The sequence below is a fragment of the Autumnicola lenta genome (genome assembly GCF_031846515.1).
In the GTDB taxonomy this organism is placed as follows: domain Bacteria; phylum Bacteroidota; class Bacteroidia; order Flavobacteriales; family Flavobacteriaceae; genus Autumnicola; species Autumnicola lenta.
The window spans coordinates 62,734-83,854 of record NZ_JAVRHO010000016.1 but is presented as its reverse complement, the minus strand read 5'-3'; the positions used below and the strand labels follow the sequence as shown (position 1 = coordinate 83,854).

The following is a 21,121-nucleotide window of genomic DNA, read 5'->3' as shown; positions in this document are numbered from 1 at the left end:
TACATGCCCCAACTGCTTTGCAATTGTGCCCGCACTCGAACTAAAGGCCAAAATTTTATCGAGAACAGAGGGACATGGAACTAATAAACTGTTCTCGATACATTTTTTCCCTCAGCTATCGGTCTCGCATAACCGAAGTGGTGGAGTTAAATTACCGATTTTTTCAAGTTTTGATCCAATTTTTGCTAATAAACAGCGACTTTTGAATTGCTTTGTAAGCCACCATTTCTGTTATGCATTGTTAGCGGCTAGCAGTATATTCGCTGTTCAATTTAAGAATTTCTTTAACTATATTATCAGCTATTCTAAAATCGGTTAACAATAGTTTATCGATTAAAGGTTTTACTTTGTCAATCAATTCCAACTGTTTTGCTCGATGGATTACTCCAAGCGTTCCACTGATTTTAAAGTTCAACTTATTAGCCAACTTACGTGCTTTCAAATCGTCCAACAATAGCAATACATCTTCATAATCAGTGGCTAAAGCAATTGCGCTGGCCTCTCCTATATCAACTTGAGTTTCTAAAAAGGTTTGATATTTTTTATCGGATGCGGTTTTTATTTCGATCCAGTTCGGCACAATTTCCCCGAACTCTTCTGCAATTTCGGGCGTTGTTACCAATTCGCCGTATACACTTTGAAGAAGATCTAATTCGCCAATTTTATGGAATAGTATAAGAGTACTTGTATCAGAAATTACAATTTTAGGCATTGTTTATGTCAGAATGTAAATCTGTTTCCGATGTGCTAAAGATAGAAACTCCGTATTTTCCGAGCATCTCTATAAATGCACGTTTGGACAAGCCTACAATTTTTGCCGCCTGACCAGCAGAAAGTTTAGCATCTTGGTATAATTTAGAAGCGATTATCATTGAAAGGTCGTGATCCTTCAAATCAACGCTATCAGGTATATTTAGTTGTAGTGTTCTCATTTTTATAAAACTTACTCAAATATAACTTTTCTAGACTGATTTTTAATGTTTAGACTGTATTTTTGCTTGCCGCTAACGCATCGGTAAAAAACACTCAAACTGACATTTTGAGTGGGGATTTGGAACTACCAAACTGTTCTCGATACATTTTTTCCCTCAGCTATCGCTTCGGTAAAAAACACTCGAACTGACGTTTTGATTTTTGTATTTTCCGTCAGGCCTACAGCTTAACGCTTACAGCCTCTCCCGACAACAACTCCTCAAAATAATCAATCGTCTTTACCAATCCTTCTTCCAAAGCAACTTTTGGTTCCCAGCCATTCAATTCTTTTTTCGCTAAATCAATAACAGGTTTACGCTGAGTGGGATCATCTGTTGGCAGTTTCTTATGTATAATCTTAGATCTCGTGCCGGTCATTTCAATGATCTTAAAAGCCAGCTCCATCATCGTAAACTCTCCGGGATTCCCAAGATTCACCGGACCAATAAATCCATCACGGCTGTTCATCATTCTGATAGTCCCTTCCACCAGGTCATCTACATACTGAAAACTACGGGTTTGGGTGCCGTCCCCAAAAATGGTAATATCTTCTCCTTTCAAAGCCTGCACGATAAAATTGGAAACCACCCTTCCGTCATCGGGATTCATATTTGGGCCGTAGGTATTAAAAATCCTGATGATCTTGATATCTACCTTATTTTGCAGGTGATAATCCATAAACAAAGTTTCGGCACAACGTTTTCCTTCATCATAACAGGAGCGGGTGCCGATAGGATTCACATTTCCCCAGTAGCTTTCCGGTTGCGGATGTACAGCAGGATCTCCATACACCTCGCTTGTACTGGCCTGCAAAATTTTTGCCTTTACCCTTTTAGCCAAACCGAGCGTATTTATAGCCCCCATCACAGAGGTTTTGATAGTCTTTATTGGATTGTACTGGTAATGTACAGGAGAAGCAGGACAGGCAAGGTTGTAAATTTCATCCACCTCAGCAAAATATGGATGTGTAATATCATGCCTTACCATCTCAAAATAAGGGTTGTCTAGCAGTTCTACGATATTGGTTTTGCTTCCTGTAAAATAGTTATCGAGGCATATCACTTCATTGCCTTCTTCCAGTAATCTTTTGCAAAGGTGGGAACCAACAAATCCGGCTCCTCCGGTAATTAGTATTTTTTTCATATGATATTGATGTTCAGATTTTTTATGTGGGTTTCCTGTTTCACGCGACGAGCGCGGCGGTTGCGCGGCGGCCGCAGAAAGTGTTGATTCACAGCGTTCGCTGCGCTTTACCTTTGCGTCCGTGGCGTGAAAATTTTTATAGAAACAGTTTCCTGCTATCCTCTATCGCTTTCGGATTATTACAATATTCTTTTGCGAAATTAAACGAGGCTTGTGACCAGGTATCATATTCTTCCTGATCCATTGCAGCAGATTTCTCCAGCGACTTAATAAATTCATCAGGTTTAGAGAGGGAAATGTCAAAGCCGATTCTCTGCTTTTCCAGTTTTTCCCACGGAGTCTGATCAGATATTATCACCGGACAGGCATTTTGCCAGGACTCCATGATCACATGGCCAAAGTTCTCATGAAAAGTGGGCAATAACATAAAATGCTGATCTTTTAATTGTTCCCTTAATTCATGATTCGGAACTGCCCCCATATTTTTTACAATTACATTTTCCGGCAAACCTTCAATGACTTGCTGACATTCCTGCCAGTATTTTTCTTCTTCTACAGGGCCAACAATGCTGAAGTTAATTTGAAACTGCTTATTTACTTCGGATAAAAACTGAAGGGCAGCTTTTAAATTCTTCTTTTTACTGATCCGGGAAAGGAAGAACAAATTAAGATATCCTGTTTCTTTTATTTTTTTTGGAAAAGCTTCCGGCATTACTGCCGAAAGATTGGTAGCAATTTTAACCTTTGTTTTATTTCCGAAATGCTTCTTTATCTCTGCAGCCTCTGAAGCCGCGGTGGCATGCCAGTGAATCCTGTGACTGAAACCCGAAAGCCGGAAAAGGTTTAAAAATAGTTTCTTTTTAAGCGGCTTGATCTGTAAAGCTCCTGCTCCTAACATTCCCCGTGGCGCAAGAATAATTTTAATTTTCGACCTCCTTAGCAGTAACAATGGTTTTAAAGTAAAGTTTACTGAAAAAAGGGAGTTAAAATAAACGGCATCATATTCCTTTGCTGTTAGTATTTCGCGGTATCGCTGAATATTCTGGTGCGCTTCGTCAAGATAGGTCACCCGATAATTGCCATTTTTCGACCATCGGTTAAATACTATATTGGGATAAGCTGTATCTTCTCCAAGGTCTTTATTGGAAGTTACCACATCAAACTCAAACTCATCTCCCAGATGATTGATCAAGTTTACTACCGACTGTATAGGCCCGCCCGCTTTATACCCGGGAAGGAACCAGTCGATAAAAATGAGAATATTTTTTCTCTGATAGCTTCTCACTATTTTACTACGGAATTCAAAGTTGCAGACCAGGTATTCAAGCTAATTCTTGAAGCCATCTCTTTACTGTTATTCGACATTTGCAGATAATCCTCATCTGATAAATTTCCAATTTCCAGTAGTATTTTTTTTAATTCAGCAGCGTTGGGAGCATCGTAGATAAAGCCATTGTGTCCGGGAATTACAAAAGCTGATGCCGCTCCTGTCTGTTTTGTTGTTATAACAGGTAGACCCGCTAAAACTGCTTCATGAACCACCACACCCCAGGCTTCGTATAAGCTGGGAAGAATAAAGAAACCCGAATTCTCTAATAAAGCCGGTAATTCTTCAGGATCTACGAAAGAAGTGTTTTTAATAAATTTATGATTAGGAATGTTTTCTGCCAAGGGACCGTTCCCTATAATATGTACTTTTAGTAATAGTTGATCATTTTGGATAAGCTCCCGAATTACCTCAAAAAGAACTTGTAATCCCTTATGTTCTACAAGGCGGCCAACAAAGGTTATTTGCCGCTCAAATTTTCTCTGAGTAACGCTGTTGAAGATAACTTCATCTGCACAATACAGCCCCTTCAGGATATTGTTAGAAGAAAAACCAAGGTGGTGTGCAAATATATATTGAGGATCTCCCGGAATCCAGATATGCGAGAAATATTTACGCACCAGAAGCGGACTCATAAGCCCTGCCATTCGCTGTTTAAAATTTCCCAGCCACTGGTTATCCATCCCGGTTATTACAGGCACCCCCTTTTTATTAAAATACAACGCAGTTTTCAAATACCGCTTTTCTGCCCAGCCAGCAACATATAGTACATCTGGTTTAAAATCTTTTGCTGTCTTTTTGATGTCCTCTGCAGAAAGCTGGTCCCCATCCAGAATATTAATTCCCGCCTCAGAGTTAAAGCTAAAAGGAGCCTCGGGATTAGGATCTTTTCTTATAAGCAAATACTGGTTTCCCTTCTTCTGATGGTCAAAACGCATACAGGCCATCCAGTAACCGGTAAGCCGGGTATATAAAACCACAATTTTCATCCCTCTATTATTTCTTCAGTATTACTTACAGGTTGTGATTGGATAGCCCAGTATAAAAAGAACATAGGGGTAAATGCATTCATCGAAGCCGCCATCCAGGATTCCGTAATTCCTGCAAATAAGGTCATTGCCAAAAATGCTGCTGCCGTATTTTTAAAATGAGATATGCGGAACATCCTAATTATGAAGAAGAAATAGGCTAATAAACCAATAATACCTACGTCCAGAAGAAGACTAAGATAAGAGTTCCAAATACCTGCCCAATGTCTGGCGACAACACCAGTAAAATTGTTTTCTACATATTCATTTATAAAATAACTATCATATTGCATTCCACGACCAATCCAGGGCTTTTCTTTTATCTCTTCCCAGGCCACTTCCCAAACTTCTGTTCTCCCGCTACCCGTGGTCAGACTTTCAACTCTCAGCTCCTGTGAAAGTCCCAAAGATTTTACAAGTGCTTCCGGATCTACAGAAAGACTTAAATAATAAAGTATTCCTAAAAATATTAACGCAAAAACAAGTAATAGTTTATTTCTGAATAAACGCTGAGTAACAAAGTAAATAACTATTGCAAAGAGAGATGTTCTGGAGCCGGTTAAGACAATTAAACCTACTATAACACATTTAAGTATTAAATAATGCTTAGGGTTAAAACTTATTTCCTGTCTTTTAAACAGTAAATCTATAATACCAAAACCAAATACACAAACAAGACCCAGCTCATTAGGATTTCCCATGATACCCCGGAATCTACCCATTAAATATAGATCGCTGCCGTAAAAAATAAGCAAAGCATTTAAGAAAAAATATAAAATAAAGAAACCTAACAGCAATCTTGAGGTTTGTTCCGCATCTTTTAGATAAGATCTCTGGTACGCGGTAAAAATAACCAACGCTACCAACCAATAAGAAACACCTCGTAGCACCGCCTCAAAGCCGATGGGAGAATATATTAGGGTAATAATAAAAGCATAAATGGCAAATGGTAAAATATTGTTTGCAGGGCTTCTTACGATGCCTCTGTTGTAAAAAAGATATACCAAACTGGCAGCTAAACCTACAAACCTTAAATTTTGCGCAAACTGAAAATTTGGTGATATATTAGAAGCTAGTATAAATGTACCCAGTAAAGTAAAAAGCAAATATTCTGTTTTTAATTGAGCGTTGAAACTCAGTAAAAAAATAATGAGTACCACTCCGGAAATTAGAAAATTTGTCACCAGTCCAACTCCAAAAATGAGAAATACTGATATCCAGAAATACCTATAGGATAGTATCGGATTTAAGAAATTGTACAAGCTCTGATCTTTTTAATTGTTTGATCTATAACTTTCTCCCAGGTAAAATTTTGCTCAATTTTTTCTATAGATATTTTCTTTTTTTTATGTAGTTCTGCATCAGAAAGTTTTAGAGCATTTACAATCGCGCTACTAATACCAGCATTAATATCCGATTTTTCAATTAACCAACCATTTTCGGCATCTACCATTTGGTTTACAGCTCCTACATCTGTTGCGATAACAGCAAGCCCTCTTGCCATTCCTTCCATGATAACATTAGGCATACCTTCAGAATAGCTGGGACAAACCAGCACGTCCATTTCATCTAAAATTTTCTGAAGCTTATCCTGTTCCCGAATGGTTCCATGATATATTACATTGGGTTTCTTAATTTTTTCATCCTCTGTAATAGGGCCAACAAAGTGAAATTCGAAATTTTTGTCCTGAGTAGCGGACAAAAATTGATTTATTTCTACAATTCCTTTTCTTCTTTCAGCCCTTCCAACAAAAATAAACCTACGCTTTCCTGTAGATTCTTTTTTACTAATATCTGATGCTAACCAACTTGCTCCTATTCCTGTGGGAATTTCAACTATTTTGGAATTACTATTTATCCTTTCAATGATATCTGAAACTTTTCCTCCATAGGAAAAAACATAGTCGGCCTTTGAAACATTATATTTTACCGGGAGTTTTAGTATTTGAAGTTTTATTCCGGTTTTAAAATCAGGCCACTGCTGAAACATTTCATAACCATGAAAATTTACACCAATAGGTATCTCTTTTTGTAATTTCTGTTTATTCTTTAATAAAGCCCAGCCGGAAAACCCTTTGGCATAAATAAAATCCGGTAATTCCCGGTTGAATATTTCTTTTAATACATTTTTTGAATACAAATATCGCTCATATAGGTAATGCCCCGGGAATTTCTTTGATAGGGGATATTCAACCTCAATTATATTTAGAAATTTCATTTCCTTTAAGGAAAAGGGATTCCCACTTTTTCCTGCTCCTTCATTTCTGTAATGGTACAAATCTACATAAACCCCTTCTTGTGCCAGGTGTTTAGCAAGAAAGTAAGAATGCTTTTGCATTCCTCCCATTATGTAGGGGTAAATACCATCTGTCAAAAGAGATATCTTCATTTTTTCATATATAATTTATGCTTTATAAAAAATCTCTTAGATAAATAATTAAATCCTTTTATTCGATAGAATCCATAATTGTAAGTATTTTCGTACAGATAAAGGAAATGGAAATCTGTTCTTTTAAGCAATTCAATTGCTTCAATACTATTTAAAAGCTGATTTCTGAGTTTACTGTATTCAGCAGTATTAATGTAGTTCATTTTGGTATTGTAAAGAAGTGTGGTTAACATGGAGAAAACAGTGCCCTTTAATTTTTTCTTCAAGTTGCCAGATGAGGATTTATGCTCAATACGCTTACCAATTTCTATTACATACATTGTTGTTCCTGCAACCCATCTCTTCAAAAAATGATACTGGGTGTCTAAAATACGATCTAGGTCAATGCGATAGTAGCTATCAGGATCAGCTTCAGGAAAGGTTTGGAATTGCACATTATCCTCGAGTAAAGCTCTGGTGTGCAATTCAACATCTTGAAGCCTCGGGTAATCAGGGTTAAAACTTCCGATTTTTTGCAAGAATTCCTTTTTCCAAATAACAGACATAGTGTGCCAGGGCAAATCATGCCTTAGGAATTTGCTTAAAAAATCTTTCCCTTTGGGAATCCAGATGGAAGTACTGTCTCCAGGCATTTTATAGAAGGTTCCAATAGAAAAAACCCAGAAATTATTTTCAGGACTATTTTCTATTTGCTTAAACCTATTCTTCAAGCAATTGGGAGCTAAAACATCATCTGCGTCTAAAAACATTATATATTTGCCATGGGCATGGTCAATACCTATATTTCTACATGCCGAGCCACCTTTTGGATTACTGTTTCTTTTTAGAAATTTTAGACGCGAATCTTTTTTGCAATAATCTTGTATAATATTGACCGAATCGTCTGTAGAACCATCATCCACTACAATGGCTTCCCAATTTAAAAAAGTTTGGGCTTTTAAGGATTCCAATGTTTCCTGTATAAAATGCCCTTTATTATAGCTTGGTATAACTATAGAGATTTTCGGTTTCAAGAATTACTAGATTTTTGGTTAGAAGCATGCAATAAAAGCTCTTTAATTTTTTTTACCCTTTGTCCAGGACTGCATATATCCATTATATGCTTGCGCCCGGCTTTACCCATTTTCTCGGCTATAGCGGGGTTTTTAATAAGATAAATAATTTTTTCTGCCATGGCTTCATAGTTATATTCCTGGACAAGAAAACCTGTTTGCCCTTCTATAATATTTTCTGTGATGCCACTATGAATTGTTGAAACCAATGGTAGAGCGTGAGCAGCAGCTTCGGCTAGGCTCACCGGGAAACCTTCTTGGTCGCCTGAATTAGAAGTTACACTGTGTTGGGCATATATCCAGGAATTGTTCAGAAAATCGAAAGCTTTTGTGCGGTCTACCACTCCATGGAAAAAGACATATTTTTCTATTCCCAACTCTTTAGCTTTTATTTTACAAGCGTTCAGTAAATCTCCGCCTCCTAAAATGTTCAACTGAAAATCCTGATATTCTTTTATCACTAATGAAAATGCATATAAAAGAGCAATAGGATTCTTTTTTTGAGTTAGCCTTCCTAAAAATGTTATAGCAGGTTTATTTTTATACCGATTCTTCCAATTTTCAGGATTTATCAAACTGGATACTTCAAAAGGATAAATGACTTTGATTTTATCTGCTTCACAACCTTGCAAAATAATTAGCCGCTTTAAATGTTCACTTGGCGTAACTATATAACTGCAATATTTATATAATTCAAATAACTTCTTTGAATATTCTGGATCATTTCGAGCTGCAGTGACATCATACCCATGCACGTGCAAGACACACGGTATATTTTTCTCTTTCAAATACTGCATTAAAAGAACGCCCGACGTGGCATACTCCACATATGCTACGTCAAAATTATCTAGACCATTGGTGTTTAAAGCCTTATATGCACTTTTAGATTGAACCTCTGACTTGAAATAGTAGCCTCTTCCCCCTAGAACTTGTCCCAGCTTATAGGCCCTGAAACTCCACTCTTTATTATTCTCAGAGTAACCGGAGGCTATAGAATTCAAACTGAAATCAACTACTATTGGTTTCTTCTTATGCCCTGTCACAAATGTTAAATCAATATCCTTCTCTGCATTTAAACCTTTTACTAAATCATAAATAAATGTTTCTGAAGGACCTATATTGGTATGGGTAAAGTAACCTGCTTTCATAACCTTCTTACTTTTTAAGTAAACATTTAAGATAAAATTTAGCTTTTTGAACTATAGTTAATTGATAAGGAAATTCATTCTGCGCTGAAGAAAAAATTTTCAATGTATTTAATCCATTGTTCGTACTGTGATAGCAGGATAGAAACCAATGCTTTGAAAGACTTTCACTAACAGCATCATTGAAATTAAGGGCAACACAATTTAGTGCTTCAAAAAACTCTTTTAATTTTAAAAGTTCATTTGCAGATAGATTATATTGAAAAGTAAAGACTTTCTTAAAAGCGGAAAATTGTATAGCGTCCAAGTAAACCTTTAAATCATCTATATATTTTAAAGAGATCTTAAAAGACTCTTCTATTTGTTCTTGCTTTGCTGTGGTGGTAAACTGCGCATTGTGTTCATTATACTCTACAAGCACCTCACTGAGATTACATAATTTTGATTTAGTATTTGCAACTTGCCTGAGTAGATCATAATCTTCAGCCTGTTTTACACTATTGCAATACTTAAATGAATTATTTCTAATAATGGATGATTTAATCACCATAGAAGAATGAACCATAGAAGAACCCCAGAGTAATCTTGCTCTTATTTCCTCGTCTGAAATAGGATATTTCCAAATACATTCACCATTAATAGATTTTCGTATTGCCCAAGTTCCACAAATTCCGTATTCGGGATTCTCATTAAGGAAATTGATTTGCTTTTCTAGTTTTGTTGGTAACCAGAAATCATCTGAATCTAATATGGCTATGTAATCACCTGAAGCTTCTTCCAGGTATCTATTGCGGGTGAACACCACCCCTTTATTTACTTTATTTTTGAAAAGTTTAATCCTTTCATCAGAAAAAGATTCTACTATGAATATGGAATCATCCTTTGAACCATCGTCAACTACAATAATTTCAAAATTTTGATACGTTTGATTTAAAACACTTTCAATAGCATTCTTAATAAATTTTTCTCTATTGTAGACTGGGATACAAACGGAAACTAAAGATTCTTCTATCATATTATTTAAATCAAAGGTTTTAAAACCCGGTATGGAAATCTTGCGTTTTGATAGCCTAATTTAGACCAAAGCCATAGCAACAAACCTTCTTGTGAAACAAATTTGTTTTTAGGTTCCAAATACTTTAAAATAATACTCCTGATTTTCTGATCACTTAACCCCATCCCCTTGATCCAGTAACAGTACGTCAATAAACATTCGTTATTATAGCGGGGGATTTTATCCTGCTCTACTTCCTTTGCAAACACTGGCAGGCGGTGCTTCCATTTATCTGCAAGAAGTTCGGCAGATTCTGCCCAATCTTTGGCTACCGTGCCCATAGAAAGATGCTCCATCAGGATATCGTAGATTACATAAATCTCGTGGGTTTGACCGACCTGTAAACAGATATCGGTATCGTAGCAGTGAAAACCATTAAATGTTTCTTCATCAAAGCTACAATTCTTTAATGCTCTTTTATGTGCGCACATCCACAAACCATCCAATGCAACAGCTTTTACTTTATGTTCTTTCGTAGGATTATGATAGTCTACGGTAACATTATCTTTCCCTTGAAAAGGTTTTTTATTAGGATCATTTTTGGGTTCAAATCCTTCTTTCCAATGCTGGATATTATTTATCAAATGATCATTTAAATAGCTGCTATTCCACCAGGGAGATGGGCAATTAGGAAAAACGTTCCCTCCTATTATGCCAATCATTCCGGTTCTTTCATCCTTAAAATGCACAACAACTTTTTTTCCCCAATCGGCGGTATGGTAAATAATGTCTTCGTGTGAAAAACAAACAATATCAAATTTACTACGTTCAATCCCTAAATTGTAGGCCTGGAAAATATTATAATCGTTTGCCTTATTATCAATAATGACAAATTCAAAAGGTATCCCAATAGTTTCTTCAACATTTTTTTTAAAATTTTGGAGTAACTGCGTATCTCTATGGCAGACGACAATACTAATCATTCATTTTTTGGTTTTTATTTTTGGATCCTGGTGACCCTTTCCTATGAAAAAATAATTTTCCCTGAAGCTCCGGAACTACAAAAAAACAGCAAGCCTAATAATCTTCAGGGTAATTATTCAAGGCAACTATAAAGTTGTCCGTTGTATTATGGAGAAAAAAGGTTTTGAGTACTTTGTCATAAATCTTATTTTTTGAAGTAGGTGATATTTCCTCTTGTTTTTTTTCTGTTGAAAATTTTCGAATAGATTCAAATAAGAAGCAGTGACTATAGAAACTTCAAGATGATTTTTTATAAAAGACCTTAATCTTTCACCATCTTTAGGTTCATATTTTTTTAATTCATGAATAAGATCATCAGGAGTGAATTTTCTACCAAAATATCTTCCAGAACAATTTTTACTAAAGCTTTCTGTGAGAACGTGGCTAAGGTAGCCGTCGCCTACTGGATCCATATAAGGCCGCTCGTCGTAAACTATAACCGGTCTTCCACAAGCCATCGCGTCATATGCGGACCTTCCCAAACCAATAACTAAATCTGCCTTATTAATAAGTTCATAAATTTCCCATTTTTTTCCCCCTAAATCATGATAGGTTAGTAGCTTAATATCAAGCTGCACGCAGGCCTTTAAAATTTTTTCATTTGCATCATTTGATTGGCACAAAGAAAGAACAGTTCTTAATTCTTTATTGATAGGCGTTGTAGGGTAAAAGACATCACAGTCGATTCCGTTCGGGATTATGACGGAGCTAAGGTTCTTTTTTGCTAAATGTTCTTGTACTTCCTGAGATATAGAAATATAAAAATCTGAAAAGATTGAAGGCTGTTCAAGAAATGGAAAGATGCCATGACATGTTTGAAATACAGTTCCTAATTTCCAGACTTTTTCGATTGTGGAGTTATGATTTGCAAGAATTAAATCATAAGATTTCCTGTTTTTTTCCTTTAGCCCTAAATCTTGCTCCAGTTTATCCGATATTATTCCCTTTTGGAGAGTGAAGTATTGTACATCGTGCCCTAAGGTTAACAGTTGCTTTGCTAAAGCATACGTGTAGGTTTGCGTTCCTCCTATGGAATCCAGATGATTATTGGTTAATAATATTTTCATTTTTATTAAATTCTGGTAATTCTAGCTCCTATTGCCTTAAGTCTTTCCTCAATATTTTCATAACCTCGGTCTATTTGTTCAATATTATGAATTGTGGATTTACCTTCTGCAGAAAGTGCAGCAATTAGGAGGGAAATTCCGGCTCTTATATCGGGAGAGCTCATGGTTGTAGCTTTTAACTGTGACTGAAAGTCATGGCCTATTACCGTAGCACGGTGAGGATCACACAAAATAATTTTAGCTCCCATATCTATTAATTTGTCTACAAAAAAAAGTCTACTTTCAAACATCTTTTGATGTATTAAGACACTTCCTCTCGCCTGTGTGGCAACTACAAGAATTATACTTAAGAGATCCGGAGTGAAACCGGGCCAAGGAGCATCGCTAATATTCATAATTGATCCATCAATGAAGTTCTGTACCTCATAACCCTTTGTATGAGCGGGTATAAAAATGTCGTCCCCTTTACGTTCAATAGTGATTCCTAATTTTCTAAAAGTTGTTGGAATAATACCCAACATATCCCAGCGCACATTTTTGATGGTAATTTCGCTTTTTGTCATTGCGGCCATACCAATCCAGGAACCTATTTCAACCATATCAGGAAGAATTCTGTGCTCGCAGCCTTTTAAAGAACTTACCCCTTCAATTGTTAAAAGATTAGACCCAACGCCACTAATTTTCGCACCCATTGAATTCAGCATATTACAAAGTTGCTGCAGATAAGGTTCGCAGGCTGCGTTGTATATTGTAGTAGTTCCTTCAGCAAGTACCGCGGCCATTACAATATTAGCAGTACCAGTAACCGAAGCTTCTTCCAAGAGCATAAAATCACCCTTTAGTCCGTTTGGAGCTTCCACTCCGTAAAAACGTTCTTCTTTATTATATCTGAATTTAGCACCCAATTTAATAAAACCTTCAAAATGCGTATCAAGTCTTCTTCTACCAATTTTATCACCACCCGGCTTCGGAATAAATCCTTTACCAAATCTGGCCAATAACGGTCCAACGATCATAATTGACCCCCTCAAACTGCTTCCGTCAATTTTAAACTGTTCACTATTTAAGTAATCCAAATTTAAATTGTCACTTTGGAAGGAATACGCTCCTTTCCCAATATTTTCTACCTTTACAGCCAGATTCCTGAGAAGATTTATTAACTTATTTACGTCTACAATGGCAGGAATGTTATTTATTATAACCTTTTCATCTGTTAATAAAACCGCACATAAAATCTGTAGTGCTTCGTTTTTTGCTCCCTGAGGCTGAATTTCCCCACTTAGACGATGACCGCCTTCAATTTGAAATATTCCCACTTATGTATTATTTGAAAGTTTTATGAATAAGAATTTTATTATTTTCACCTTGAGTTATTTTTTTAAAGGTTCATCTATCTTCTAGTTTCTTTAACTCGTTTCTTGCAGTTGAGTTGCATTCTTTGCCAAATTGACTTCGATAATTCTATCGCAATGTTTCAATGTGCTCGTTCGATGGGCTATAATTATTAAAGTTAAATTACCGTCAGAGAGAGCGTTTATTGCCTCTGTTATTTCCTTTTCCGTTTGACTATCTAAAGAAGAAGTAGCTTCATCAAAAAATAAGATTTCTGCATCAAAATATAGCGCCCGAGCTATACCTACACGCTGACGTTGCCCCCCGGATAATTTAGTTCCATTTTCCCCAATCATTTCGTTTACCCCATCTGGTAAACTTTCAATCATATTCCATAAACTTGCTTTATCTAAAACTTCCTTTAACTTTTCCTGATCGATATCTTTAGGTTTACAACCAAAAGCAACATTTTCAGCGATGCTTCCATCTATTAAATAAACCTGTTGTTGTACATATCCCACTTTTTTATAAAATGATTTCAGATGTGCCTCATCCAACGGAGTATCATCCACAAAATAACTTCCCGTGATAGGCTTTAAAAACCCTAACAAAATATTCATAAGCGTGGTCTTTCCGGCACCTGAGGGTCCTATCAGCCCTACTACTTCTCCTTTTTTAATGGTTAGGGAATAATCTTTAAAAATAGGATCATCATTACCTTCATAACTAAAGCTTATATTTTCCAGCTTTAACTGTTTTTCAAATGCTAGATCTATCTCCTTTATTTTCTTTTCTTCAAAACCTTCCTCTTCCAAAGGACTCAAAATTTCAAATACCCATCTTGAGCGATTCAAGCCATTAATGGCAATCATCATTCGGTTAATGGAAGGCATGATTCGGTAGCCTGCCACTGCAAATAAGCCCAATAATTTTAAAAGCTCTGTTTTAGAGGGCAGGTAATATATTCCAAAAGAGACAATTACCGCAATTGCCAGCATCAGGGAAGTTTCTATAATGCGGGTTGGTGCAAGATTGTAAATGTTTGTCTTGATATCTACCTCCACCAATTCATCCAGATTTTTTTTAATTCGTTTTCTAAACACCTTTTCAGAACCGGTTATAACTACATCTACATATCCAAAGATACTTTGGAACATATTTTTACCTACAATAGGTGTGATCCTGTTGCTAATCTCACCCAGTTTGACAGAACGCAAGCTCACCCACCTGTAGAAGAAGAAAAATGGAGGAATAACTGTTAAACAAAGAATCGCAAGGATTTGTAGGTTATAAAGCGCTATGGAAACTACAATAAAAATTAATACGATTATTTCATTTAAAAGATTCAAAGAACCCAATACCTGTAAATTTGCAAATTGATTTGTAGCTGTTCTTAAATTACGTACAACAAGATTGGAGTTAGTAGTTTTAAAAAAAGAAAAACCCGTTTTATAATATAACTTATGGAGACGCAGCGTAAAATCTTTATATAACCCCAGGGAGAATGTGCTATTTATTTTAAGAATCCACAGGCTTAGGATATTTTTTATAATGATCACCACAAGTAGCCCAATGGCAAGGGTCACTATAAGCTGCCGCTCATCGGTTAAGCCAAAGTTATTATACATCCATGAAGCCCAGCCGTATTTTTCTACTACATTATCTTCCAGCAAGACCGAAAATACTGGAATGATAGCACCTAATCCGAGAATTTCCAGCAGGGAATTTACCAAAAGTAAAAATGCCACTAAAGATAACTTAAGATGATACTTTTTAGGCAATACATCTAGAACAAACCTGATGGTTTTAAATAATATTTTCATTGTTTTCTCTAGTACTTATGTTGTACTTTATATAAAAAGTTGGAATTAATATCCAGGTCTAAACTAATTCTAATTTATATAGGTCTTTAAAGAAGTCAAACTTTTTAGAATCTTCAAAAGAAGGCTGCTTTTTGTCTTTTTCAGATAAAAGAAGATCATTTAAAGGGAGTTTCCAGTCAATCGCAATGGCATTATCACTATACATAAACCCACGATCGTGGCTTGGCTGGTAATAATTATCACATTTATAGGCGAAGGTTGCTGTTTCAGAGAGTACTACAAAACCGTGGGCAAAGCCACGGGGAATAAAGAATTGGTTTTTATTTTCTGCGGTTAGTTCATGGGAAATACTTTTACCAAAGTAAGGAGAACCTTCTCGCATATCTACCGCAACATCCAGCACACGTCCTTCAATAACCCTTACTAGTTTTGATTGTGAATAAGGGGGAATTTGATAATGCATTCCTCTTAAAACTCCAAAAGACGATTTTGATTCATTATCCTGGCAAAAATCTACCTTATACCCCAGGAACTCCTCAAAAATATCCTGCCGAAAAGACTCAAAAAAGTAGCCGCGTTCATCGCCAAAGATCTTTGGTTTACAAATTACAACGTCTGGTATTTCTGTTCTGATAAATTCCATATTTGTCTATTCTTTTATTCGTTTTAATAAATATTGTCCGTAGCCATTTTTCTTTAGAGGTTCAGCTAAGGCTTTTAATTCTGCTGCGCTTATATATCCTTTTTCATAAGCGATCTCTTCAATGCAGGCTACTTTTAAACCCTGCCTTTTTTCTATGGTGTGTATAAAGTTGGAAGCGTCCAACATAGATTCATGGGTGCCAGTGTCCAGCCAGGCATAACCTCTACCCATTAGTTCCACCTTCAGGTCGCCTTGTTTTAAATAGGCCTCATTTACCGAGGTAATCTCCAGTTCCCCACGTTCACTTGGCTTTACTTCCTTTGCGATCTTTACTACAGAATTCGGGTAAAAGTACAAACCTGAAACAGCGTAATTACTTTTAGGCTGTTTTGGTTTTTCTTCAATACTTATCACATTACCTGCTTTATCAAATTCGGCCACGCCGTATCTTTCGGGATCATTTACGTAGTAGCCAAACACAGTGGCTTTTCCTTCTGCCTCTACGTTCTCCCGTGACTGTTTTAACAATCCGCTAAAGCCATGCCCGTAGAAGATATTATCTCCCAGGACCAGGCAAACATCATCATCTCCAATAAACTCCTCTCCTATAATAAATGCCTGTGCTAAGCCATCGGGACTTGGTTGTACTTTGTATTTGAATGTCATCCCAATCTCTTTACCGTCGCCTAAAAGCTTTTCAAAGTTCGGCAGATCTTCAGGAGTTGAAATTACTAGCACTTCCTTTATCCCTGCCAGCATAAGAACCGACAAAGGATAATAGATCATAGGCTTGTCATAAATGCTTAGAAGCTGTTTGGAAACTCCTTTAGTAATTGGATATAAACGGGTGCCGGAGCCGCCGGCGAGGATAATTCCTTTCATTTTGTTGTTGATTTTAGGCTGTAGGCTTTTTTTGCTTAGAGTTTACGGCTTAAAGCTTTTTGCCAGCTCGCAGCGGTCGCAGTGGTTTCGCAGCGATCGCGGCGTTTTTCCTTTGCGCCCGTGGCGTGAAATAGGCTTTAGGCGCGCTATGCTTTAGGCTTTTTTTGCTTAGAGCTTACGGCTTACATCGCCGCTACACATATTGCTTTTTATAATACTCCTGGTAGGCCCCTGAAGTCACATTTTGCAACCACTCCTTATTCTCCAGATACCAGTCGATTGTTTTAGAAAGTCCTTCTTCAAAGGTGACACTGGGTTTCCAACCTAATTCTGTGTTGATCTTGGATGCATCAATTGCATACCGCAGGTCGTGGCCGGGGCGGTCTTTTACGAAGGTGATAAGTTCTGCACTTTCTCCTTCTTTACGATTCAGCTTTTGATCCATTTGCTGACATAGTAACTTTACCAGATCAATATTTTTCCATTCATTAAATCCGCCGATGTTATAGACTTCATTTTTCTTTCCTTTGTGGAATATCATATCTATTGCAGCCGCGTGGTCTTTGACAAAAAGCCAGTCCCTGGTATAATTACCATCGCCATAAACCGGAAGGGGCTTTTTATTGATAATGTTATGGATCATCAACGGAATAAGTTTTTCCGGAAAATGATTGGGTCCGTAATTATTGGAGCAATTGCTTATTACATAAGGAAGTCTGTAAGTCTCTCCATAGGCCCTTACAAAATGATCTGAACTTGCTTTACTTGCAGAGTATGGAGAATTTGGATCGTAGGCGGTGGTTTCAGTAAATAAACCTTCTTCTCCAAGACTACCATATACTTCATCGGTACTTACGTGGTAAAAAAGTTTGTCGTTGGTATCTTTCCAATGCTCTTTGGCGGCATTCAGGAGGTTTACAGTTCCCATTACATTTGTCTTCACAAAAGCCAGTGGGTCCGAAATAGACCTATCTACGTGAGACTCTGCTGCCAAATGAATTACGGCATCAAACTGATGCGTGCGAAAAAGTTCATCTATTTGTTCACCATTTGTAATATCAGCCTTCAAAAAAGTGTAATTAGGAGCGTCCTGAACATCTTTTAAATTCTCCAGGTTACCCGCATAGGTTAGGGCATCCAGGTTGAAAATATGATATTCCGGGTATTTGTTTACGAACAGGCGAACGACGTGAGATCCTATAAAACCTGCACCACCTGTAACTAATATATTTTTAACGTATTCCATCTAAAATTGAAACTCACTATCAGTTAACTATTCAGCTATTACAGCTTCCTTTTTTACTGCTTCTATTTTCGGCTTTCCGATGCTATTAAGATTAAAACCAATTTCTGAAAGTTTCTGTGCATCTAAAATATCCCTGCCATCAAATACAAAAGCAGGCTTTAACATACAGTCATATATCTTCTGCCAGTCATAAGATTTAAATTCATCCCACTCCGTAAGCACCGCAATGGCATGGGAATCTTTGCAAACTTTATAAGGATCTTTAATAACCGTTACCAGCTTCCTGTTCTCCTCTTCACTTCGGGTGCCCAGGTAATCCAGATCGGCATAAATTTGCTCTTCAGTGACTTTTGGGTCATAAACCACAATTTCTGCCTGTTCACTTATTAAATAATCAGCCACATAAATAGCAGCAGATTCGCGGGTATCGTTAGTGTCTTTCTTAAATGCCCATCCCAAAGAGGCAATTTTCTTCCCGGAGACTGTATTATAAAGTGTTTTTACAATATTTTCAGCAAATCTCTTCTTCTGGTGGTCGTTCATAATAATTACCTGCTCCCAGTAATCGGCTACTTCATCTAATCCAAATGATTTGGCAATATAAACCAGGTTTAAAATATCTTTTTGAAAACATGAGCCACCAAAACCTACAGAAGATTTCAAAAATTTAGGACCAATACGGGAATCCATTCCTATCGCCCTCGCCACTTCATTTACATCTGCCCCGGTTTTTTCACATAATTCACTCAGCGCATTAATACTCGAAACTCTTTGGGCCAGAAAAGCATTGGCTGTTAACTTGGATAATTCCGAAGACCAGACATTGGTAGTCAGAATACTTTCCTGTGGCACCCATTTGGCATAAATGTCTACCAAAGCTTGCATTGCTGCTTTTCCTTCTTCAGTATCTATATCTCCTCCAATAAGCACACGATCGGGAGCCTGTAGATCTTCTACAGCGGTTCCTTCAGCCAGGAATTCAGGATTGGAAAGGATCTGGTATTTTACTCCATTGCCCGCATTATCCAGGATATCCTTTAAGGCCGCAGCGGTACGTACGGGAAGCGTGGATTTTTCAATAACGATCTTATCATCTTTTGCCACCCTGGCGATCTGTCTGGCACAAAGCTCGATCCACTTCAGATCTGCCGCCATGCCTTTTCCCATTCCATAGGTTTTGGTAGGAGTATTGACGGAGATAAAGATCATTTCAGCCTTTTCTATGGCTGCATCAACTTCAGTAGAAAAGAAAAGATTCCTGCCGCGGGCTTCTTTTACCACTTCTGAAAGTCCGGGTTCATAAATTGGAATATTCTCCACATTTTCGTCATTCCAGGCGGCGATGCGTTTTTCGTTAATATCTACAACGGTTACATTGATATCCGGGTTCTTTTGCGCGATAATTGCCATTGTTGGGCCACCAACATAGCCTGCTCCTATGCAGCAGATGTTTTTAATTTTCATTTCTTGTGCTTTATGCTCTAAGCCTTAAGCTTTAGAACCTGATTTTATTGTGTTATGTTATCTTATTTAAAATCTTCAAATCCTGTGTACTAGGTTTTGACTCCGCTCAACCTGACAATTTTTTTGCTTTAGGCAGTAGGCTTATGGCTTTTTCCTTGCTCGCAGCGGTCGCTGTGGTTTCGCAGCGGTCGCGGCGTGAAACAGGCGGTAGGCTGTAGGCTTTAGGCTTTAGGCTTTAGGCTTGAGACTTAATTTGTATAATTTCTTCTTTATAGTATTTACCCGTTCATCAAGTGAGTTATAAGACTCCTGATCTATATAGGAAAGATCCTTAGCCAGAATAAAGAAATATTCTAATTCGTGGGCTGAACCCTGCTATTTGCAAGAACCTGTTGAAATCTATATCTAAATTCCAGACCACATCCTTCACTGAAAAATGCTTTAGGCTTATGGCTGTAGGCTTTTTTAGCTTACGGTTTATAGTTTATAACCTAGAGACACAAATTTGGATTTATATATTTAAGTTTTGGCACCTTTTTGAAATCTTTGTCATTATCTGAAATCAAGGTCCTGTCATGAACAATAGCAGTAGCTGCAATTAGTGCATCCGGTAATTTTATCTTTTTCGATTTACGAATCCTGATAGTTTCCCGGATAATATCCTGATCAACTCCAAGAATGTGGGATTGCTCCACAAAGGAGTTATAAATTAAAATATCTTCTGCATTGGAAGGGTTCCATACCTGTAGTTCTATTTCTGTAATAAACGAAATAAAACTTTCTTCATTCAACACCTCATCTAAAAATGAAATTCCGGGAGCAGGAAAAATATCATTTAAGTACTTAATGATTGCAGAAGTATCTATTAAGAACCTCTCTGCCATTCTTTGCGCATTGTATTTAACTGTTTTTCTACTTGCGAATTGCTCATTCGGGTTTTAATCTTTCCGCGTAAGTTTGAAATCCTATCAGATTTTTTTTTGAGTACGCGAATGAGCTTCAATTCTTCCAAATTCTCTAACAGCTTATACGCTTTTTTATTTGTTACTTCAACGATTAGTGTTTCCATAATTTCAAATATTCATTTTTATCATCCTTGCCTGTAACTATAAAGGTACAAAAAGAGCTTATAGCCGGATGTCGCTATTAATTCTTTTTTTAACCAGCTGAAGGCGTTAGGCTTTAAACTTTTCACTCCCCCTTTGGGGGTTGGGGGGCTTTTCACGGCTTCGCCGCCCTGAGTCCCAATTTTGGTCTTCATGCGGTTCGGTTAAATGTGTTAATTTCCTGTTAAAGGGAAATTTTTACCGGCCGCGAAGATACTGTAGCAAATCACTTATTAAAAACTTCAAATGTTAAAATGGTTATGAATTTTTTAAAACAGGCTGTAGGCTGTAGGCTTTAGCTTTTTCCTTGCTCGCAGCGTCGCTGTGGTTTCGCAGCGGTCGCAGCGTGAAACAGGCTGTAGGCGGTAGGCTGTAGGCTTTTTTTGCTTAGAGCTTAAAGCTTAGAGCTTTTCACCAACTCGCAGCGGTCGCCGTGTTTTTTCTTTGCGCCTCATGGCGTGAAACGGGGCTCTAGGCGGTAGGCT

General features: G+C 37.2%; 21 protein-coding genes. All 21 read right to left on the bottom strand.

Features of this window, described 5'->3' with window-relative positions:
* Positions 1-241: 241 nt before the first annotated feature.
* Positions 242-712, bottom strand: a complete 471-nt coding sequence (locus tag RM545_RS12165; protein WP_311495553.1) for a PIN domain-containing protein — start codon at positions 710-712, stop codon at positions 242-244.
* Positions 705-932, bottom strand: coding sequence for a UPF0175 family protein (locus tag RM545_RS12160; protein ID WP_311495552.1), 228 nt, complete (start codon positions 930-932; stop codon positions 705-707). Before RM545_RS12160 ends, RM545_RS12165 begins: the two co-directional genes overlap by 8 nt.
* A gap of 220 nt (positions 933-1,152) precedes the next feature.
* On the bottom strand, positions 1,153-2,115 hold the full coding sequence (locus tag RM545_RS12155) for a UDP-glucuronic acid decarboxylase family protein (RefSeq protein ID WP_311495551.1): 963 nt from the start codon (positions 2,113-2,115) through the stop codon (positions 1,153-1,155).
* Between the two features lie 136 nt (positions 2,116-2,251).
* A complete protein-coding gene (locus RM545_RS12150; RefSeq protein WP_311495550.1) occupies positions 2,252-3,400 on the bottom strand; it encodes a glycosyltransferase family 4 protein in 1,149 nt (382 codons plus the stop codon).
* Positions 3,400-4,431: a glycosyltransferase gene (locus RM545_RS12145; protein ID WP_311495549.1), complete on the bottom strand. Its 1,032-nt coding sequence runs from the start codon at positions 4,429-4,431 to the stop codon at positions 3,400-3,402. Before RM545_RS12145 ends, RM545_RS12150 begins: the two co-directional genes overlap by 1 nt.
* Positions 4,428-5,732, bottom strand: coding sequence for an O-antigen ligase family protein (locus tag RM545_RS12140; RefSeq protein ID WP_311495548.1), 1,305 nt, complete (start codon positions 5,730-5,732; stop codon positions 4,428-4,430). Before RM545_RS12140 ends, RM545_RS12145 begins: the two co-directional genes overlap by 4 nt.
* The gene (locus RM545_RS12135) at positions 5,717-6,859 is read right to left on the bottom strand and encodes a glycosyltransferase family 4 protein (RefSeq protein WP_311495547.1); all 1,143 of its coding nucleotides are present in this window, start codon (positions 6,857-6,859) and stop codon (positions 5,717-5,719) included. The genes RM545_RS12140 and RM545_RS12135 overlap by 16 nt, the downstream gene beginning before the upstream one ends.
* On the bottom strand, positions 6,856-7,872 hold the full coding sequence (locus RM545_RS12130; protein ID WP_311495546.1) for a glycosyltransferase family 2 protein: 1,017 nt from the start codon (positions 7,870-7,872) through the stop codon (positions 6,856-6,858). Before RM545_RS12130 ends, RM545_RS12135 begins: the two co-directional genes overlap by 4 nt.
* Positions 7,869-9,059 carry a glycosyltransferase family 4 protein gene (locus RM545_RS12125; protein WP_311495545.1) on the bottom strand — a complete coding sequence of 397 codons (1,191 nt, stop codon included), beginning with the start codon at positions 9,057-9,059 and terminating at the stop codon, positions 7,869-7,871. Before RM545_RS12125 ends, RM545_RS12130 begins: the two co-directional genes overlap by 4 nt.
* 7 nt (positions 9,060-9,066) lie before the next feature.
* Positions 9,067-10,071, bottom strand: coding sequence for a glycosyltransferase family 2 protein (locus RM545_RS12120; protein WP_311495544.1), 1,005 nt, complete (start codon positions 10,069-10,071; stop codon positions 9,067-9,069).
* A gap of 5 nt (positions 10,072-10,076) precedes the next feature.
* Positions 10,077-11,033, bottom strand: a complete 957-nt coding sequence (locus tag RM545_RS12115) for a glycosyltransferase (RefSeq protein ID WP_311495543.1) — start codon at positions 11,031-11,033, stop codon at positions 10,077-10,079.
* A gap of 126 nt (positions 11,034-11,159) precedes the next feature.
* Entirely contained in the window at positions 11,160-12,140 is a 981-nt protein-coding gene (locus RM545_RS12110) for a glycosyltransferase family protein (RefSeq protein ID WP_311495542.1), read from the bottom strand.
* A 5-nt stretch (positions 12,141-12,145) separates the two neighbouring features.
* On the bottom strand, positions 12,146-13,456 hold the full coding sequence (gene murA / locus RM545_RS12105) for a UDP-N-acetylglucosamine 1-carboxyvinyltransferase (RefSeq protein ID WP_311495541.1): 1,311 nt from the start codon (positions 13,454-13,456) through the stop codon (positions 12,146-12,148).
* 90 nt (positions 13,457-13,546) lie between these two features.
* Positions 13,547-15,295 carry an ABC transporter ATP-binding protein gene (locus RM545_RS12100; RefSeq protein WP_311495540.1) on the bottom strand — a complete coding sequence of 583 codons (1,749 nt, stop codon included), beginning with the start codon at positions 15,293-15,295 and terminating at the stop codon, positions 13,547-13,549.
* A gap of 58 nt (positions 15,296-15,353) precedes the next feature.
* Positions 15,354-15,938 carry a dTDP-4-dehydrorhamnose 3,5-epimerase gene (rfbC, locus tag RM545_RS12095; protein ID WP_311495539.1) on the bottom strand — a complete coding sequence of 195 codons (585 nt, stop codon included), beginning with the start codon at positions 15,936-15,938 and terminating at the stop codon, positions 15,354-15,356.
* A 6-nt stretch (positions 15,939-15,944) separates the two neighbouring features.
* Positions 15,945-16,820 carry a glucose-1-phosphate thymidylyltransferase RfbA gene (gene rfbA / locus RM545_RS12090; protein ID WP_311495538.1) on the bottom strand — a complete coding sequence of 292 codons (876 nt, stop codon included), beginning with the start codon at positions 16,818-16,820 and terminating at the stop codon, positions 15,945-15,947.
* Positions 16,821-17,013: 193 nt separating this feature from the next.
* On the bottom strand, positions 17,014-18,066 hold the full coding sequence (rfbB, locus tag RM545_RS12085) for a dTDP-glucose 4,6-dehydratase (RefSeq protein WP_311495537.1): 1,053 nt from the start codon (positions 18,064-18,066) through the stop codon (positions 17,014-17,016).
* A gap of 27 nt (positions 18,067-18,093) precedes the next feature.
* Positions 18,094-19,530 carry a nucleotide sugar dehydrogenase gene (locus tag RM545_RS12080; protein WP_311495536.1) on the bottom strand — a complete coding sequence of 479 codons (1,437 nt, stop codon included), beginning with the start codon at positions 19,528-19,530 and terminating at the stop codon, positions 18,094-18,096.
* 228 nt (positions 19,531-19,758) lie between these two features.
* Entirely contained in the window at positions 19,759-19,848 is a 90-nt protein-coding gene (locus tag RM545_RS17640; protein WP_432264585.1) for a hypothetical protein, read from the bottom strand.
* Between the two features lie 173 nt (positions 19,849-20,021).
* A complete protein-coding gene (locus RM545_RS12075; protein WP_311495535.1) occupies positions 20,022-20,414 on the bottom strand; it encodes a type II toxin-antitoxin system VapC family toxin in 393 nt (130 codons plus the stop codon).
* Complete coding sequence (locus RM545_RS12070; protein WP_311495534.1) at positions 20,396-20,599, bottom strand: hypothetical protein; 204 nt, start codon at positions 20,597-20,599, stop codon at positions 20,396-20,398. Before RM545_RS12070 ends, RM545_RS12075 begins: the two co-directional genes overlap by 19 nt.
* Positions 20,600-21,121 lie beyond the last annotated feature (522 nt).

Bases quoted from the DNA above. Each gene is read 5' to 3' on its own strand.
- RM545_RS12125 (WP_311495545.1), bottom strand. From the start codon at position 9,059: ATGAAAGCAGGTTACTTTACCCATACCAATATAGGTCCTTCAGAAACA.
- RM545_RS12075 (WP_311495535.1), bottom strand. From the start codon at position 20,414: ATGGCAGAGAGGTTCTTAATAGATACTTCTGCAATCATTAAGTACTTA.
- RM545_RS12160 (WP_311495552.1), bottom strand. From the start codon at position 932: ATGAGAACACTACAACTAAATATACCTGATAGCGTTGATTTGAAGGAT.
- RM545_RS12165 (WP_311495553.1), bottom strand. From the start codon at position 712: ATGCCTAAAATTGTAATTTCTGATACAAGTACTCTTATACTATTCCAT.
- rfbA (WP_311495538.1), bottom strand. From the start codon at position 16,820: ATGAAAGGAATTATCCTCGCCGGCGGCTCCGGCACCCGTTTATATCCA.
- RM545_RS12135 (WP_311495547.1), bottom strand. From the start codon at position 6,859: ATGAAGATATCTCTTTTGACAGATGGTATTTACCCCTACATAATGGGA.
- RM545_RS12100 (WP_311495540.1), bottom strand. From the start codon at position 15,295: ATGAAAATATTATTTAAAACCATCAGGTTTGTTCTAGATGTATTGCCT.
- RM545_RS12145 (WP_311495549.1), bottom strand. From the start codon at position 4,431: ATGAAAATTGTGGTTTTATATACCCGGCTTACCGGTTACTGGATGGCC.
- RM545_RS12070 (WP_311495534.1), bottom strand. From the start codon at position 20,599: ATGGAAACACTAATCGTTGAAGTAACAAATAAAAAAGCGTATAAGCTG.
- RM545_RS12120 (WP_311495544.1), bottom strand. From the start codon at position 10,071: ATGATAGAAGAATCTTTAGTTTCCGTTTGTATCCCAGTCTACAATAGA.
- RM545_RS12115 (WP_311495543.1), bottom strand. From the start codon at position 11,033: ATGATTAGTATTGTCGTCTGCCATAGAGATACGCAGTTACTCCAAAAT.
- RM545_RS12155 (WP_311495551.1), bottom strand. From the start codon at position 2,115: ATGAAAAAAATACTAATTACCGGAGGAGCCGGATTTGTTGGTTCCCAC.
- RM545_RS12110 (WP_311495542.1), bottom strand. From the start codon at position 12,140: ATGAAAATATTATTAACCAATAATCATCTGGATTCCATAGGAGGAACG.
- rfbC (WP_311495539.1), bottom strand. From the start codon at position 15,938: ATGGAATTTATCAGAACAGAAATACCAGACGTTGTAATTTGTAAACCA.
- RM545_RS12080 (WP_311495536.1), bottom strand. From the start codon at position 19,530: ATGAAAATTAAAAACATCTGCTGCATAGGAGCAGGCTATGTTGGTGGC.
- rfbB (WP_311495537.1), bottom strand. From the start codon at position 18,066: ATGGAATACGTTAAAAATATATTAGTTACAGGTGGTGCAGGTTTTATA.